The organism is Acetobacter fabarum, from assembly GCF_011516925.1.
Lineage (GTDB): Bacteria > Pseudomonadota > Alphaproteobacteria > Acetobacterales > Acetobacteraceae > Acetobacter > Acetobacter fabarum.
The window spans coordinates 27,718-44,817 of record NZ_WOTG01000002.1; the positions used below are offsets into that span (position 1 = coordinate 27,718).

The following is a 17,100-nucleotide window of genomic DNA, read 5'->3' on the forward strand; positions in this document are numbered from 1 at the left end:
TGGGCTCAGATCTCTTGAGGGGACCGAAGATGAGCGACCTGCATGGGCTGGCGGACGAGCAGATGGATTGTCTGGGGTCTTTTTTCACGAAGAACCATGGCAAACCTCACGTTGATGACCATCGTGTGTTGAGCGGGATCATTCTCGTGAACCGAAATGGTCTGCGCGGGCGTGATGTCCTCTCCCCGGGAATACGGTCCACACAAGACGCTCTACAACCGCTGGAATGTTACGGGGATATTCATCTGCATGATGCAGAAGAGCCCGTATACTGCTGTCTTACACTGTAGAACGCCTGACCTTTCTTCAGAAAACCGGTCTCACCGATGATAGGGGCGCTACCTGCAGTGCCCAGATGCTCGACCACATGCTCCTTGAAGACATCACGCAGGGATCGGCATCCCACTGCCCGCAAACCCAGAAGCGCCTGTTGCCGCCATGGAGCGGGATATCCTGCGGCTTCCGCACGCATCCATCCCGCCTTGCGTGGTTCATTGCCAATTAGAACGTCAAGGAAGGCGCAAGTAGAAGCAGCAACATGCTTCTGCGTAAACAACGGTGCGATCTGCCCCCTGTTTATGGAGAGGATGAACACCCCAGTATAAAAATATCGCTCCGCGCAAGATGAAGATAAATATAAAATATTTAAAATAAATAATTATATTATTTAGAAGTGATGGCGGGAATATTATCAAATTCACTTTTCATATTTATTTTTTTAAATTGAAAAATAACATGAAACGGGATTGCTGGGCGATCCCACGCTACTTCTAAGTTTACGGGTTTACTCCATTCTTCACCAGCAAAAGACATAGTTTCTATAAGACCGTCAAGAACTGTTCTTTCTTCTTTTATTAATATATTTTCTGAATTTTGAAAAAATAATACGTATTCTTTTTGGTCTATCCATTCTAGATCAGTAAGAATCTCTAAGAGAGCATTATAATTTTTCCCCGCATAGTCAGGGGCATGAAGTTTTTTATATATCTCATTATAAACGTCATTAATCGTTTGCATCACATCACCCAATAAAATGATTGGATTAGTAAAGTTGAATTTTTCTTCTCTATCTTCAGTTTGGAAAACCCACGGACCGTTGGTGTTTTTTAATGTGGAAATATCAAACATTTTATCTTAACCCATTCCTTTGAATGTCTGATAGTGATCAGATGTATAGCAAGCTTTCCCGTTGCCTGCCTATAATAATAGGTTCTTTACTACGATTAACTCCATGCTGAATGACCTCCACTGAATACTGCATCGCCTACTGCGGAAACTGCCTCCGCAAGACAGTTCATCACTGCACTGACCAGAATTTTCTGCGTGTTCGGGTCACTGCTTCGCTGTATCCGTCGCCTTCCATTTACAGATCAGCCGAAATGTTTGATTGATGGAGATATACTATTTATAGCCAAAAAACGGGATGACCAGATCTGTTGCCGGCATACTCCCGTCATCCTGCAGTTTTGCTTTTGTGAACTTTAACGGTCCTTATGGGGCAGCTTTGAGGGCTTGTCCTGTCAGGCCTATAGGATATGTCTGTCCCGCAGAACCGTCTTTTCATCATTAATATTTTACAGGATAGAAAGCCTGTTTATCGAAACCAACGTTATGGGCATTGAATATATCAATCAGTTTCTGTCCAAAAAGCCTATCATCACCAGAAGCCAGCCATGCATCAATAAAATTACGGCCTTTTTCCATTAAATAAAACTGATAAGTTGACCATATTGCTCCTCCATCTGCATTATTAGGAGAATTATCGGACATCTTCTTGAAAATATCATCCATTTCCTGACCTGCAGGATCCACATCGGGATAGTCGAGAACCATGAAATTTATTTTGATTACTCTATACGCAAAATCGAGTGCTTCCTGACACCATGTGCTTGCATATTCAACTCCCGAAAGCTTGTATATTCGGAAACTTTCGGAAGGCCAGTAATAAAACAGGCTATTAACATCATGACGACAGATTTCAAAAAATTTTTTGTATTGAAGGATTAATTCCACAGCCTACTCCTTTGGGAATTTCAATTTTAAAACGTTTGTACTATTAAGACTTTTAAGGATATCTATATTTATTTCAACTGTGGCCGCAACATCTGGAGTCCGAAAACTAGCCGCCCCAGCAGGTCTAAATGTTATAGCAGTTCCATAGGAAGACCTGTCAGAAGAACGAACAGTATCTCCGTGAGCATCGCGCGGTCGGGCACACGCGGGCGTTCGCCTTTCGCCCGCACAGGAATCACGTGAAGGAGTGCTCTGATCATCATTCCAGAGTATCGGAAACAAGAGAGTTGGCATGTCCTCCCACCACTTATCCCCCTCAAAGTACAAGGAGTTTTGAAAGGCACTTTCAACGATTGCCCTATGCTTGAGACTATGGCGAACATTTCTTGATACTACGCGCTCCCTCCCATGACACATAAGAAACTGTCTTACCTTCTACTGTCGTGATTTTTTGAATATTTATAGCATTGCCTCTCGCCTCTGGCGTGGAATTATATGCAGCTACAATGTACCAGTTCCCTGCTGGAAGATTAGAAAAGACAAAGTGAGCAACCGATGGACAAAGGCTGGGACCAGCCATAGGACAGGTAAAATGAGGGATGAAAGGCAACACTGATGGAACAACCCAACGAGGGTCATTTACGTTTTTATAATCATTAACACGAAGATTATATACTTCCATTTTCTTCGCTAGAATGTGCATATACTCACTCTCTGGAAGAAGATCTATTGTAAAATTTTTTTGCGGCGTTTCTCTAAAAGAACTTTCTATTGGATAAGAGTCATAGTTTCCGTCAGGTTCTTGATAAGAATGATATTTTGTAAATTCGGCTCCACTAACGCACCCTTTGATGGTGGCATGCCCGGGTTTTTGGGCCCATGCGACTTCAGCACTATTGAATGGTATTTTGGGAGGTGCGGGGTGCACGCAGCCAGTCAGCAGTAACGTGGGAAAGAAGGTAAAAAATATTCTTTTGACACTAATATTTTGCATCATTTTTTGCTCTTTCTTCATCTATTAGATGGGGGTTCCATCCGCGTAGGCCAGTGCTTTATTCAGGTCAGGATGAAAGACTTTAAAATCCACGTTGGAAAGATGGAATCACAGGGTGCACATTAAAACCAGAGGGGTTTTAGAAGACTCCACCTCCACCCGGATCTGGCGGTGATGAGCTTAATCCGCTAATAAACGAAACGGCCCAGTCGATGGGGATAGATCACTATTCCCGAGAAAATGAAGTATGTTCATAGAATTAAGACGGAAACCGCTCAGTTTCGGAGGGGTTATGGGAAATATCATGATTAATAATAAACAGGTAACAGAGAAAAATTCTTTTTCAATTTTTCATCAAGAGTGGTGGCTTAATGCTGCTACAGATGGGCATTATGATCTGATTGAAGTTAAAAAAGATGGTCTTGTTATTGGTGATCTAGCTATTTTTATGCAAACGCATTTGGGTATGAAAATAATAACACGTCCACCTTATACACGAACCCTTGGGCCACGCTTATTTTTGCCCTCATCCAAGCCATTTCGCCGCGCGCAGAATATTCGCAATACCATTGCCGAATTAGTAAAAAAAATACCACCTTACGATAGCTTGCATATAAGTCTTGATCCGGAAGATGAAACTGCATTTGCTTTTTCTTTATGCAAGTTCACAATTGGTCAGGCTTTCACATTTCGTGTTCCATTGGATATCCCTCTTAAAGATGTATGGGATAATTGCGATCAAAAAACACGCAATCTGATTAGAACAGCAGATAAAAAACTCTCTGTCGTCTGTAATACTAATTTGGACGATTTTATTCGTATCTCTCTCATTGATCAGCCTCGCGCCCAAAATAGCCACGATTTTGCACGCATGAAAAAAATTTTTGACGCATGCTGTCAGAGAGAACAAGCTTGTGTCATGAGCGCGTGGGATGAGCATAATCAGTTGATTGCGGCTGTCGTGTTAATCTGGGACCAGAACAACCTGTACTTCTGGCAATCAGCCAGAGATCGTGGAGCCACTATTGCCGGATCTAACATGCTCCTGATCTGGCAAAGTATAGAATATGCCCATAACAGAGGTCTTACATTTGATTTTGACAGTTTTGCCTCAGCAAAATCTGCAAAAATGATTGCCAGCTTTGGACTACCTCCCATTGTCCGCCCACAAGTTTTAGGCGCGTCCATACTTCGGCAATGGGAAAGATCTGCGAATGGCACGCTGAAAATTTTTAAAAATAAGATTTTAGGTCGTGCTGTCAGTTAGCGCGTGATGTGGACAATAGCTTGTACCAGATGACACTATGTGTTTTCCAAAGTTTTCTTGATGATTAGCTCATTGAGTAGCCCAGCCATCATATGATTCGTTGAGCAAAAAACACAAGCCGGAAGAAGCAACGGAGATGATGACTGTCGATGCCATGGATAGAAATCGGATAACGGGCGAACAGCTGTTGCGTCCTGCGCCCACCTCTTATTTTGCAGGGGCTTTGCCGCTAATACTCCCACTTGCTAACGCCGCGACTAAGGCTCTGGCTTCTTCATCGCTTAAGGTGCCTGGATTATCTTGCGGCATAGAATAGCGGATTTTTTGGAACAGCACGGCAGGCCGTGACAACCATTTTTGCGCAAACGCTGAGCCAGCAAGGAGTGGGGCCTCGTCCAAGCTACGAGAGGGGGTGTTGTGGCATGCGCCACAACGCTGCTTGTAGAGCGCAACTCCATACGCCACCTGTTGTGAGGTGGCAGTAATGCCCGCCGCCTGCGGCACAGCACGCCCATGCACGGGAAACGCCACTAAGAGACCACACGCGGTCATTCGCGTAACACGCAGTATGCTTTGTCGCATGCTGGGCACTCTTTTACTGGTCGACCCGCTTGCGGGTGCCGGCTTCCTGCTTGGGGGTAACTTGGTGCTTATCTGGAAAAACCGGGTCACTGAAATGCTCAGCGTCATATTCTGCCTGCTTGAGCAAATCTGCTGTGGGCGGCAGAGTTGGCGCGGCTTCTGGCATTGCTCCAAAACGGAAGGCTGAGGTGAGATCTCCAAACGTATCACGCCGCCACTGGGTAATATTAGGTTCGCGCACGCCTGTTATACGCTCAAGAAATTGGAGTGTTGAGGTGTGGTCAAAGGTTTCGCTGCATACCCAGCCGCCTACTGTCCATGGAGAAATAATGATGCAAGGTACGCGAAAGCCTGCCCCAATAGGCCATTTATCAACATATTCTCCGGATGTACCGTCGGGGGCAAACGGCGGGGGTACGTGATCAAACAGGCCGTCATTTTCATCATAATTGAGAATAAAAGCCGTTTTTGCCCACACATCTGGGTTGGCAGCGAGTGCGTTGAGTTTTTGCGCGATAAATTCAGCCCCGGCAGCGGGCATGTAGTCAGGGTGTTCGCACGCCCAGTCGGGGGGGCAGAGCCAAGAAACCGTTGGCAGGCGATCATGCAAAGCATCATGTTCGAACTCACCTTCAGACGGTTCTGGCACACCTTTACGGTACAGGGCAGAGTTATGGGGCGCATCCATAAACTGCCGGAAATGTTGTAACTGATTAAAGGGGCGGCCATGTTTGCCGCACTGGTAGACGCGCCAGCTTACCCCTGCTTCTTCCAACCGTTCTGGGTAGGTTTTCCAGGCAAAGCCTTCTTGTGGTCGAATGTTGCTGGTACTGGGGCCGCCACTGGTCCCGTCTGGATCTATCATGCCGGTCATGTAGTACAAGCGGTTTGGTCCCGTTGGGCCGAGAACCGAGCAATGGTAGCCATCACAAATTGTAAAAGCATCGGCCAGGGCGTAATGGAAGGGAATATCCTCACGCTTGAAATAGCCCATAACGTAAGGGGCGTTTTCTTTATCGACCAAACGGTGGGCTAAGAGCCACTGATCCATTCTGCCACCATTCCATGCAATATGCTGCACGTTCCATGCGTGGCTGGTTGAAGGCAGTTTTTGCGCATTAGTTGTTTTAGTATCAAGGTGGAAAGGCAGCAGGTAGCCTGAATGGTAATTCTCCGGGTCTGGTTGGTAAAAAACACTTTTACCGTTTTTAAGGGTTAGAGCGTTTGGATCGTTAAACCCGCGCACACCAGCCAAAGTGCCAAAATAATGGTCAAAAGAACGGTTTTCCTGCATGAGCAGGACAACATGTTTAATGTCTTTGAGCGACCCTGCCCGCTTAGGTGTTTGGGCCATAAGTTTGCGTACATGAGGCGGCATAAGAGTTGCAGCAGAGCTAAGCGCTGCTAGACGGGCGGCACCGGTTATAAGGCGGCGGCGCGTTGACGGGCGTGAGCGAAACATAGATTAGCGCTTCCTGCTTTTATCTATACATATACGCCGTTCAATCACGCTTAAAGATGCTACAGCTTATGACCGGCAACAAGAATGAAACGAAAAACAAATAGATTTTTAAAGATAAAAACCTAAAACTATGCGTCTGAAGTCATATATTCAGGGTATCCATTGCGCTCTCTGTTGAGACTTTGCAACCAGTCAGAAAGCATGCAACATAAGTGTCATAAAAGGTGTGGCGGACAGAAGCTGAGCTTTATGTAGACGCAACAGCATGCTCGCCCTTCCGGCATGTCGTTAGTTAAGCAGGATGATGATTGAAACGAATTGCACGGCTGAGTGAAAGGTTGATTTCAGCCCCCAGTAAAGAGTGAAGTCTGTTTCTCATTGTGTTTTGGCGGGATTTCAAGCGTTCACAGCGCGCCAGAGAGATTGAGTCAAAAGTGATTTCATATTCTGTCATAAAACGTTCACAAACAAAGAATGATAAAGTGCTACACGTCCTGCGCATTCAGGGTGGGGCGTCTTTATGCTTGGCGATCAACATTACAGCTACTGGTTCGCGAAACATATTCTGCCGAATGAGCACGTGGTGAGAACATGGCTCGGTCGTTTTCCTCAGATCGAGGTAGATGACATCATTCAGGAAGCTTACGTCATCATGGCGGAAGCTGAGCTTGATAATATTTCCAATCCTATTGCCTATTTTTATACGGTTTGCCGGAACCTTATTTTGAAACATTATAAAAAGGCCCGCATTGTAGAAATAGTAGCTCTGGCTGATGTACAGAACGACCTGTTGGCAGATCATATGCCGTCACTTGAAGCAGTGGCAGATGCTAGAGCAGAGTTGAGGTTTCTGAATTCAGTAATCCAGCGTCTGCCTGAGCGCTGTCGTAATGTGTTTATTGATCGCAAGATTAACGGGTTCACACAAAAAGATTGTGCAAAAAATCGTGGAATTTCAGAAAACAGTGTTGAAAAACAACTGGCGCGCGCATTGCTTTCCATTTCAAAATTCTATGCCCAGCGTGACAAAAGCCAGGCAATACCCATAAGAGGAGGTGTGGGTAATGACAAAAAAAGCCACTCCTGACCAGATTGCAGCAGAATGGATCGCACGTCTTGATAGGCGACAGTTGACAGCAGAAGAAGACCGTCTGTTGCAGAACTGGATTCGTGAGGATGTACGGCATAAAGGTGCGTTTCTGCGATGTCAGGCTATATGGCACGCGACAAACAGAGCGCAGGCATTACGGTCTCCTGCTGCCGACTGGAGCCAGAGACGGCAACTTCCATCTAGACGGATGGTTGTTTCAACAGCGGCAGCTGCATTTTTTTGTGCCATTTTTGTACCGTCAGGAACAACAGAAGCAAAAATTTTCTATGAAACCCATAGGAATATTCTGCATACTCCAGAAAAATGGCGTAGAAAACTGATACTAGACTGTCATACCAAAGTTGAAGACAGTTCTTGTGACACCCGTGTAATTTCTGGTCTCTGCTACGTTACCGCGTGCGACGAGCTGGTGAAAACAGCCAATCTGAGATTTATAGTGAACGGCAGTCTGCTGGTTTCTCAAGGTCAGAACCACGAAAGCGGTGTTGTGATTAACGGCAGTGCTCATGTGTGGAGGCGCAGCATATCCGATCCTAAATGTCTTACCACAGGCACTCGTATTACGGTGACATCACGCGGAACATTACGGTTCAGTCATTTGGATAAGGATGAACTTGTCCGTCTCCTCGCATGGACAACAGGTCAAATAGCACTCGAAACAGAAACTATTTCCGAAGCGGCAGATATTTTCAATCGCTACAATCAGAAACAGATCATTTCTTCTTTTCGATTGGGCGATCAGAGGCTCTCCGGCTTATTCGATCTTAATCGACCTGATATATTTGTCCAGGCAGCCCGAAGCATTGCGGGTGCACGGGTAAGAGAGGACGCACACCACTTTTATCTGGAATAGCTTCTTGGGCTCAGGGCCCATTGATATGGGAGGCGGGCGGGAAACCGTTAAAAATACAAACGCCGCAACCGTATCGCGATCATGTTCGGCAGGCTCAAGGACTGGAGACGGGGCGCAACATGCTATGACAGATACCCAACCGCCTTCTTCTCGGCCATCTGCCTCGCTGCAATTGTCATGCTCTGGCTATAAGTCCTGAGCTGAGCATCGGGATGCGTGTCTTATTACTGTCACAAAAAAAAACGACGGAAATGGGAATGCCGACGACTCATTGAAGGCAGATGCTTCTGTTACACAAGGATGCAGTCATGTCTTTTTTGGGGTGCCGAAATGAGCCGTCTCGCACCCTCATAAGTGCAGCATTTTTGATACAGGATATTTTTTGCCACAAAGTGCTCGGCTATATGCATCATTGCCAGCAGCCTGATCTTTTTCATAAGACGAACGCGAGGGTATGACGGTGACAACACGTAGAGATTTTTTAAAATACGCCCTCTTGTCTGGAGCAGCTGCCGGATCTGCTTCAGTGTTGCCTTCTTCCATTCAGCGGGCTTTTGCCATTGCGCCGGATATCGGTTCAACATGGAAAGATGCCGAGCACATCGTTATTCTTATGCAGGAAAACCGCTCTTTCGATCATGTCTTCGGTACTCTGCAGGGTGTTCGGGGATTTAACGACCCCCGTACAATGCGCCAACCAGACGGAGTTCCAGTTTTTGCCCAAACCGGCAAATCGGGCAAAACTTACCTACCGTGGCGTTTGAACATCAAGGATACACGTGTAACATGGATGGGCTCAATTCCTCATTCCCGTGACAGTCAGGTTGATGCATGGAATGATGGCGGACATGATCAGTGGATTGATGCCAAAAAATCGCATCACAAAGGATATGGCAAATATCCTTTGACGATGGGATATTATACCCGCGAAGATCTACCTTTTTACTACGCTTTGGCTGATGCGTTTACTGTTTGTGACCAGAATTATTGTGGTGCAATGACAGGCACATCCCCTAATCGTCTGTTGTTCATGACCGGAACGGTAAGAAATCAACAGGATGTCTCGTCAAAAGTGTATATGCGCAATGACGAAATTCTTGAAGGGGGGATGACATGGACGACCTTCCCCGAGCGGTTAGAAAAAGCGGGTATTTCCTGGAAATATTATCAAAATGAACTGACACAAACCGGCGGCATGAGTGAGGCAGAAGATGCATGGCTCAGTAATTTTAGCACAAATATTCTAGAATGTTTTGATCAATATTGCGTTTCGGCCAATCCGGGTTTTGGGGACTGGCTGGAGGCACGAATCAGCGAATGTCAGAATGATATCGAACAGTTGCATAACCGAGAGATGCTTACGTCTGAGTCTCATAACGAACAGTTAACCGAAGCACGCGCCCTGCTTGCGGTCCTTTTGCGTAGGCGTTCTGTTTCTGACTTAACAAAAGAAAAACTGTCGGAATCAGAGCGTAATCTTTTTGAAAAAGCATTTGTTATTAATAGCGGAGACAATAATTATCGGAAACTTGAAGATTTATTTTTTAATGATGGGGTAAATAACTTGCATATGCAGGCCCCTAAAGGCGACGTTCTGTACCAGTTTCGTCAGGATGTAAAATCAGGCAAATTGCCAACGGTGTCCTGGCTTTCAGCGCCGGAACACTTTTCCGATCATCCAAGTTCTCCGTGGTACGGCGCATGGTATGTGTCAGAAGTGATGGACATTCTGACGGAAAACCCGGAAGTATGGAAAAAGACCATTTTCATCATAACTTATGATGAAAATGACGGATATTTTGACCATTGCCCTTCATATACCGCACCTGACCCCAAGCGCCCTGAAACAGGACGGTCATCAGCCAGTATTGGTCCAGACGGGCTTGAATATACGACAGCTCAGGATGAAATGGATATGGGCGTACCAAGTCATCTGGCCCGTACTGGGCCGATTGGGCTTGGCTTTCGCGTGCCAATGATTGTCGCTTCACCATGGAGCCGAGGTGGCTGGGTGAATTCACAGCTTTTCGAGCACACGTCAACCTTGCGTTTTCTGGAGTCATTCATTCAGGAAAAATTTGGCAAGACGGTTAGAGAGACCAATATTTCGCCATGGCGACGGGCGATTAGTGGTAACCTCACGTCGTGTTTCCGTCCTTATGATGGCTCAATTCCGACTTTACCGTACCTGAACCGCGACGCTCATTTACACATGATTGAAGGCGCGCGCGATCAACCCATGCCGGGTGGCTTTCGTCCCCTTACAGCGACCGAAGTCTCGGCTCTGCGCACTTTTCCCACAGACGTTCGCAACACGATCCAGCAGGAGTCTGGTACCCGCCCATCCTGTGCTTTGCCGTATGAACCTTATTGTGACGGTAGTATCGAAAAAAACGGAGGCACAATTAGTCTGCATCTACAGGCAGGCACCAAGATTCACGGAAACCACGCGGCTGGTTTACCTTTCAATGTGTATTATCACGATGTTCAAACTGCTTCGAGCATGCAAGCAGCCACCTATGCTGTAGCAGCGGGGGATACGTTAAATATTCCCTTCGACACGTCATCTTTTAAGCACCAAGTGTACGATGTCTCAGTCCATGCACCGAATGGTTTTTATCGGGGGTATAAAGGGCAGTTGCAAGGCCCACAGCTTCATATCCAATCTGCTTACCTCCTCGCCAAAAAGAAAGATTTTGTCCTGCGGCTGACCAATCGGGGAACGAAACCGGCGAACATTATTAGTGTGCTGAAAAGTCAGGGAGGGCAAAAAATGACCACCCTGCAGCCCGGGCAGAGCACTGAACTTGCATTTGATCTGACGAAATCTTCAATGTGGTATGATGTTGTTTTAACTAGCCCGGATGATTCTGATTTTCTGTGGCATTTTGCCGGTCGGGTTGAAACCAAGAAGCAGGGAGAAACGGATCCAGCAATGGGTAATGTTTATCCGGTTCCTGAGAGAAACAACGAGAGACTGGGCATATCACGGTAACCTCCCATACTGATTCTGTCATAGTTATATGTCCAGAGCCATTTTGTTGCGGCCTCTTGCAGGTTTTGAATGCTTTCAAACAGATACTGCTCGAGCAATTCCTGCCGTAAATTTCTGTTATAGCATTCGATATAGGCGTTCTGCTGCGGATTACTTGGTTTCGTATAGCACCAGGTAATCCCCTGCTTTTCGGCCCCTCAAATCAATATATGACTGATATATTCAGAGCCATTATCTACTCGGATAGGCTCTGGCCTGCTACTCCATAACCAGTTTCAGGTAACGGACAACCCGACAGGCCGGTAAGGAAAAATCAACCTCAATCGTTAGCCCTCCACGGTTGAAGTCAGCCAGGATGTTCAGAAGCCGAAAGGTACAAACATCCAAAAGCCTGCTGGGCATGAAGTCCATGGACCGGAGCCTTTTGAGAAGGGCAGGGACTGATGGCTTTTTACATTTTTCGCGTATCAGACGTTTACGGGGTTTAGTCCACAGATTGAGTGCTTGTTTCCGATAACGCCGCTTATGATGCCGGGTCTAGATCCGCACATTGCGCAGACACAAAACGCTGTGCGTCTATGCCAGTCGTGGACAATAACGAAAGCCGGATCCGAGATCCCCAAAATCCGACAGGCCTAGACACTGTGACTTCATGATGCGTGACAGCCTGTCCGACCATTACCCGGTGCTGGGCTGACGGAGCGCCCCTATGATCTGTGCGTCAGTAAAGCGATCACTCTTCATCAGAATCTCCTCATTCTTACGGTGAGAAAATTCCCATCTAAAAGCAGCTCTTTTTATGGAGGGATTACCATGGCAAGTGTCCAGTATCAGAAAAACTCAACGCAAAACACGATAATCGTCGGCCGCTCGTACATTCAGGAAATCAGGCTACTCATCGTAAAGCTTGCTGAACGCAGAGAAGCCTCGCTCACTTCCTCAGATGGTCCGTCCTTGGACGAACACATCAGACCGGTGTTCTACGCGCTTACTCATGACACAAAATACAACCATAGTGTTAGTTATAGACCAGCTCGAAATAAATGCTGCGGCCATAACTTTCTTTTGCTTCAAGGCGGTTGAGGTTCTCCCCATAATACATGCGTGTATGTGAGCCAGCTAGATTGTAAACCTCGTATTTTATACGCAGGCTGTCTGTAATGTCATGCCACGCACCAATATCCAAACTCGGCTGAGAGCCGTAACCATAGATTTGCGTCGGATCATCATTCAGCCCTTCAAGATATTTGGCGGAGTAAGAAAATGATGCTTTCACTGCGCCACGGACTTGTGGAATATGCCAGGTCACACTTCCATTAAAGACATATTTAGGCTGCTCGACCAACTGGTGCAGCTTGTAAGACACACCAGACCCTTCATATGTCATGCGGCCCTGCATCCATGTTCCGCTAGCATTAATATCGAAAGACTGTCTCCATGGACCTTTAATGTTTCGGTTAACAAAAGAAACCTCAACCCCCATGAGTGTCGAATTGTTGGCGTTACGTGGCTGCTTAACGTAAGTGAGCTGATCGTTGATAAGTTCTGTTGCTCTTGTCGTGTAAATATCGTGTTTGATCATTTTGTTAAAATACGCGACACTTACAACAGCATTTCCATGATTGAAAAACTTATCAATTGACACGTCAAAATTCTGAGCCTGACGAGGCTTTAGATTAGGGTTACCTTGCGTTAGCGAACAATTCACCTGCCCTTGTGTATCATCCGAATTACCACAGCTAAATTGTGCTGCCTGCGCAAGATCAGTCGGTTGTGGACGACCGACAGACTGGCTGTAAACAGCATGGAGTATCAGATTTTCTGGAAATTCATGCACAAACGTCAAAGATGGCAGAGGATTGATATACCCGCTATTCTTTTTATTAATATTACCTGTTGGGTTAGTCCCGTCAGTTTCAGGAATAAATGCATTGAAGTTGACAGAATCCGCGCGCACCCCAGCAATAAGTTGTGAATGACGCCATTTATAATGAAGCGAGACATATCCATCAAAAAGCTGTTCCTGATACCGGAAGTAAGCCAGTTGGGTGTAATTTCTGGATTTTGTTACGTCCAGTGTTTGCTGATTCCATGGGAAATGTTGCACGTCTACAAACGGCCCATTAGGATTTTTCATGTCCGGAATAAACATGCTTGAAGCGGCATTGCCGCCAGGTTTATACCAGAGTTGGTCTGACGAATTGGTCGCATTAAGGCTGCGCCATTCAAACCCGCTCGCAAAACCAAATCCAAGGGAATTAGGCTTGAGATTGCGCGTATAATCCAGACGGACGTTCGTCATACCTTCATGATCTCGGTCAAATTCCTGTTGTATATACTGATATTTATAACCACTATTCAGTAATTTATTCATGTCACTAATGTCTGTAAGCGTTGCGACATTGTCCTTATCTATATAGTAATCAGCAAAAATCGCGTTACTTCCTTTTTCACTTGGATAAGATCTGGCTGTGATATACGGCTCATGGTCATAGTAATCTTCCCATGTGTATCCGGCCCGCAATTTAAGAGTAGAAACATCGTCGTGCCATCCTAAATTACCCAGCACACCGTTTGTGTTCATTTTCCAGTTGTCTTTACGGGCAATGGTCCGTGCCCGGTAAATATACTCACGACCAGTCGTAGGAGTCTGGTTCCATATCCCTGTATCATCGAGAAGGTATTCATTATGCTCCATAAAGGAGTTTTCCCATCTCTGATATGCGTAACCCATAACGGAAGCTTCGAAACCGCTATTTTTGGGGTGCCATTCCAGACGGGCAGCACCTCCTAATGTGTTCAGATCATTGGAATATGTTCCGCTATCCACATAGCGTGGCGCTGTCATACCATTCCAGCCAGGAGTGCTGGACGCATTCGGCTTAAGAATCTTTCCCGACGTATTATAAAAGTTATAACTGTCTTCCTGCCAAGTCTTGCTCGTATTGCGCGTGCGCATCTGGTAACGGAATGAGGTCATAAAACCAAATTCCTTGTCTTTACCAAATCTGTCGGAAAGAACGACTTTAGCCCCACGACCCAAATGGGGAGACATGCCGGGTATTCTGTTCGCGCCAGCAGACCCTTTTTCTGTTCCGTAAATACCATAAATATCAATATACTTATACAACCCTTTGTGGTCGAAAGCGCTACGCGGATTCATATCAATAACCGCGCCGATAGCACCACCATCCTGCTCGGCAGTAAAGGTTTTATAAATACTGTCTTCTCCCGTCATTTCAGCCGGTATATTCTGCAGATTAACGCGGCGCCTGATGCTGCCCCCATCGCTGATACTTGCAAGCGTTATGCCATCAAGCGTTGTCTGGTTCAGGTCTGAGGACACACCACGCACACTGATGTATCGGGGTTCATCACCGTTACGAATGCCAGTCACACCAGGTAATTGCGTCAGTAGCTGTGCTAAGGAGGTTGCGCCACCAAGGTTGGAAAGGTCGTTATAGGTGACAGTGTCTACAACACCTGCAAAATTACGTTTAGTCCGAAGCTCGCGCCTGTGTCCCTGTACAGTCAGGTTATCCTCGCCACTTGTTTCTAAACTATGCTTTTGTTTAGACGTTTTTGTACGTAGCGTAATGACGCCCGGATTTGATGCGTCAATTTTAAAAGCCGGGTTGCCAATAAGTTTATGGAGCGCCTTCAAGTTATCCATTTTGCCATATAGTGAAACCGAGCGCAGGTTATCGGCAACTTTACCATCAAATGCGATATGTAGCCCGGTCTGGCGGCTGAATGCCATTAAAGCAGATGTCAGCTTTTGTGCTGGAATTGCGAAAACACTCTGTGGATCCTGAGCAACGGCACTAACTGGAGCGAAGCATGCGACGGAGGACGACAGGGCGAGCACGCGAGATCGGCTTAGGAAAGACATTCTTGCAACCTTGATTGAGACAGACCATCTACTCCAAAGAGTCCTGCATGCGCGTTTTTCCGCCGTCTTTTTTTGTGACGATTTTAAGACGCAGGCAGCGCCGGAATGTGCAGAAAACAAAACATCTGCTGAAAACCGTGATGGCCTATTTCCTCGGGGCTGTGAGAATATCCTTAGTTTTCAGGCAAGTAGGTTGCGCAAGAGCAACAGAAAGTCTTCATTGTCCCGGCATGGTTGCTTTCTATTTCCAGATCACGCGAAAGCAGGCAGACCGTTTTGAAGCCAGCCCCACGATCTGAAGGCTTCAGATCAGGGAAACGCGTAAAGGACAAGCCATCGTTAATCAGGTATTCCGTCCGTTCATCGTACAGGGTGTTCAAGTTCTGGGTGACCAGGATCATGAAGACCAGTGCCGGATGACACGGAAGGACGTTTGCCTTTCTAAAACATAGACGCAAAGCTGAAAAACTGAAGGTGTGTAGACAACAGATACGGCTGTTGCACTCATACTTTCACGTTCGTAATTCATATAGCTGCAACCTTCATCTTTTATCTCAAAGAATGAATTCCAGGCTTGGTATTTTCATTAAATTGTCACGGTCAAGCATGCTCGGGATGCAGTATGACATCCGCTTTCTTAAAACGTATTGAGGTTATTCTTATGGATCGTGGTGCTCTGATCCTTCTAACGATGCTGATTTGTGGTGACACGCTGATTCCACTTCAAGTCGGGCACGCAGCAACGATAATGTTGCCAGATGGCCGAGGATTTTTGCCGCCACCGCCAGTCATCAAATCTCATGCGCAGGAAGCTGACATACAGGCTTTTGAAAGTACACGGGCTTTAAAAAACAGTAATCGCTGGAAACTGGCGCACAATGACGCGGATCTTGATCCAGAACATATGATTGGTGACTTTTCATGCGCTGCAGGGTTCAAGCTTTTACCGAGCGAACTCCCCACTCTTGTTGCTGTTTTGAACGCATTGGAAAAGCCCCTTGAACAACGCATAACGGAAGAAAAAGAGAATTGGCGGCGGCAACGGCCTTTCGTGGGCACAAGTCAGCCTGTTTGCACGCCAGATGCCGACAAACTGGCATCGAGTTTTTCCTATCCATCTGGGCATACTACATGGGGCTGGTTGGTCGCCTCTATCCTAAGTAGCGCTATGCCAGAACGCTCAAGTCAAATCATGCAGCGTGGACGAATTTTTGGCGAAAGCCGTATTGTCTGCGGTGTGCATTGGAAAAGCGATGTACAGGCAGGCTACATGAATGGCAGCGCCATGTTTGCAGCCATACAGGAGCAGCCATGGTTTGCAGAAAAAATGGATTCAATTCGTAAAGAATTACAAAATGCGCGTGTTAAAGCGACACCCGCGGAGAGTGCGACTTGCGCTTTAGAGCACGAGGCATCTCAAGAAGCGTTTTAAAATAAATAAATTTATAAAACTGGAAGGATAGAAAATGGGGATCGGCAGAAATTTCCTTAAATATACGCTTCTTCCGGGTAATATTAGTTTTGCTAGTTTGGTGTAGGCAGGCTTTGTAGCATTGAGCGTAGAAGATATCCTGGCTACGAAAATCGGATTGGTAGGTCTTGTTGGTAGCTTGCGATTCCGGTTTTTGTGTCTGAACGAGGAGTAATATCAGAGATCAGGTGGCTCTACCGGATAAAGCGGTTGTATAACGTCTTGTGAAGACCATACGTTTTCGGAGCGATTTTCCACTGTAGACCGTTACGGATGACATAAACGATCCCGCTCAGAACACCCCGGTCATTCACACGAGGCACTCCGTGCACCAGAGGAAAAACCGGCTCAATCCGCTTCATCTGGCGCTCAGACAGCAAAAACACCTCACTCACGGCCTTACCTCCATCGGTAAGTCTGTGAATCACAACCGTTTGCTCAGTTCAATACATTAATAGAT

13 protein-coding genes and 5 pseudogenes are annotated in these 17,100 nt (G+C 46.3%); 8 read left to right on the top strand and 10 right to left on the bottom strand.

Going from position 1 to position 17,100, the window contains the following annotated elements; genetic code table 11:
- Nucleotides 1-29: 29 nt before the first annotated feature.
- Nucleotides 30-255 (top strand): annotated as a pseudogene (locus GOB83_RS03190) (IS5/IS1182 family transposase); the annotation flags it as partial.
- A gap of 1 nt (nt 256) precedes the next feature.
- Here the strand turns inward: GOB83_RS03190 and GOB83_RS15245 are convergent.
- The 5 genes and pseudogenes from GOB83_RS15245 to GOB83_RS03205 all read right to left on the bottom strand — a co-directional run.
- Nucleotides 257-574, bottom strand: a pseudogene (locus GOB83_RS15245) (IS701 family transposase); the annotation flags it as partial.
- Between the two features lie 89 nt (nt 575-663).
- Complete coding sequence (locus GOB83_RS03195) at nt 664-1,128, bottom strand: barstar family protein (RefSeq protein ID WP_165925223.1); 465 nt, start codon at nt 1,126-1,128, stop codon at nt 664-666.
- 213 nt (nt 1,129-1,341) lie between these two features.
- Nucleotides 1,342-1,520, bottom strand: a pseudogene (locus tag GOB83_RS14880) (IS5/IS1182 family transposase); the annotation flags it as partial.
- A gap of 46 nt (nt 1,521-1,566) precedes the next feature.
- Nucleotides 1,567-2,013 (bottom strand): hypothetical protein, encoded by a 447-nt coding sequence (locus GOB83_RS03200; protein WP_165925224.1) that lies wholly within the window; start codon nt 2,011-2,013, stop codon nt 1,567-1,569.
- 370 nt (nt 2,014-2,383) lie between these two features.
- The gene (locus GOB83_RS03205) at nt 2,384-3,028 is read right to left on the bottom strand and encodes a hypothetical protein (RefSeq protein WP_165925225.1); all 645 of its coding nucleotides are present in this window, start codon (nt 3,026-3,028) and stop codon (nt 2,384-2,386) included.
- 271 nt (nt 3,029-3,299) lie between these two features.
- Here GOB83_RS03205 and GOB83_RS03210 point away from each other — a divergent pair, with 271 nt between their 5' ends.
- Nucleotides 3,300-4,274 carry a GNAT family N-acetyltransferase gene (locus GOB83_RS03210; RefSeq protein WP_165925226.1) on the top strand — a complete coding sequence of 325 codons (975 nt, stop codon included), beginning with the start codon at nt 3,300-3,302 and terminating at the stop codon, nt 4,272-4,274.
- A 207-nt stretch (nt 4,275-4,481) separates the two neighbouring features.
- Here the strand turns inward: GOB83_RS03210 and GOB83_RS15250 are convergent, their stop codons facing one another.
- Complete coding sequence (locus GOB83_RS15250) at nt 4,482-4,964, bottom strand: c-type cytochrome (protein ID WP_373321586.1); 483 nt, start codon at nt 4,962-4,964, stop codon at nt 4,482-4,484.
- Nucleotides 4,870-6,318 (bottom strand): alkaline phosphatase family protein, encoded by a 1,449-nt coding sequence (locus GOB83_RS03220; protein WP_165925228.1) that lies wholly within the window; start codon nt 6,316-6,318, stop codon nt 4,870-4,872. The genes GOB83_RS15250 and GOB83_RS03220 overlap by 95 nt, the downstream gene beginning before the upstream one ends.
- 520 nt (nt 6,319-6,838) lie before the next feature.
- Here GOB83_RS03220 and GOB83_RS03225 point away from each other — a divergent pair.
- The 4 genes and pseudogenes from GOB83_RS03225 to GOB83_RS03240 all read left to right on the top strand — a co-directional run bounded on the left by GOB83_RS03225 (nt 6,839) and on the right by GOB83_RS03240 (nt 11,277).
- Nucleotides 6,839-7,405, top strand: coding sequence for an RNA polymerase sigma factor (locus tag GOB83_RS03225; RefSeq protein WP_165925229.1), 567 nt, complete (start codon nt 6,839-6,841; stop codon nt 7,403-7,405).
- The gene (locus GOB83_RS03230; RefSeq protein ID WP_165925230.1) at nt 7,383-8,282 is read left to right on the top strand and encodes a FecR family protein; all 900 of its coding nucleotides are present in this window, start codon (nt 7,383-7,385) and stop codon (nt 8,280-8,282) included. The genes GOB83_RS03225 and GOB83_RS03230 overlap by 23 nt, the downstream gene beginning before the upstream one ends.
- A gap of 51 nt (nt 8,283-8,333) precedes the next feature.
- Nucleotides 8,334-8,474: pseudogene (locus GOB83_RS14890) on the top strand (IS5/IS1182 family transposase); the annotation flags it as partial.
- A gap of 268 nt (nt 8,475-8,742) precedes the next feature.
- Entirely contained in the window at nt 8,743-11,277 is a 2,535-nt protein-coding gene (locus tag GOB83_RS03240) for a phosphocholine-specific phospholipase C (protein WP_165925461.1), read from the top strand.
- On the opposite strand, the gene GOB83_RS15255 is transcribed toward GOB83_RS03240, so the two are convergent.
- Together GOB83_RS15255 and GOB83_RS03250 are read right to left on the bottom strand one after the other, a co-directional pair.
- Nucleotides 11,229-11,456: an integrase core domain-containing protein gene (locus tag GOB83_RS15255; RefSeq protein ID WP_165925462.1), complete on the bottom strand. Its 228-nt coding sequence runs from the start codon at nt 11,454-11,456 to the stop codon at nt 11,229-11,231. The two genes, GOB83_RS03240 and GOB83_RS15255, sit on opposite strands and share 49 nt — an antisense overlap.
- Nucleotides 11,457-12,295: 839 nt before the next feature.
- Complete coding sequence (locus tag GOB83_RS03250) at nt 12,296-15,169, bottom strand: TonB-dependent receptor domain-containing protein (RefSeq protein WP_165925231.1); 2,874 nt, start codon at nt 15,167-15,169, stop codon at nt 12,296-12,298.
- Between the two features lie 47 nt (nt 15,170-15,216).
- On the opposite strand from GOB83_RS03250, the gene GOB83_RS03255 reads away from it, so the two are divergent.
- Together GOB83_RS03255 and GOB83_RS03260 are read left to right on the top strand one after the other, a co-directional pair.
- Nucleotides 15,217-15,468, top strand: coding sequence for a hypothetical protein (locus tag GOB83_RS03255; protein ID WP_165925232.1), 252 nt, complete (start codon nt 15,217-15,219; stop codon nt 15,466-15,468).
- 323 nt (nt 15,469-15,791) lie between these two features.
- A complete protein-coding gene (locus GOB83_RS03260) occupies nt 15,792-16,601 on the top strand; it encodes an acid phosphatase (protein WP_242005716.1) in 810 nt (269 codons plus the stop codon).
- A 236-nt stretch (nt 16,602-16,837) separates the two neighbouring features.
- On the opposite strand, the pseudogene GOB83_RS03265 reads toward GOB83_RS03260, so the two are convergent.
- Nucleotides 16,838-17,035 (bottom strand): annotated as a pseudogene (locus GOB83_RS03265) (transposase); the annotation flags it as partial.
- Nucleotides 17,036-17,100 lie beyond the last annotated feature (65 nt).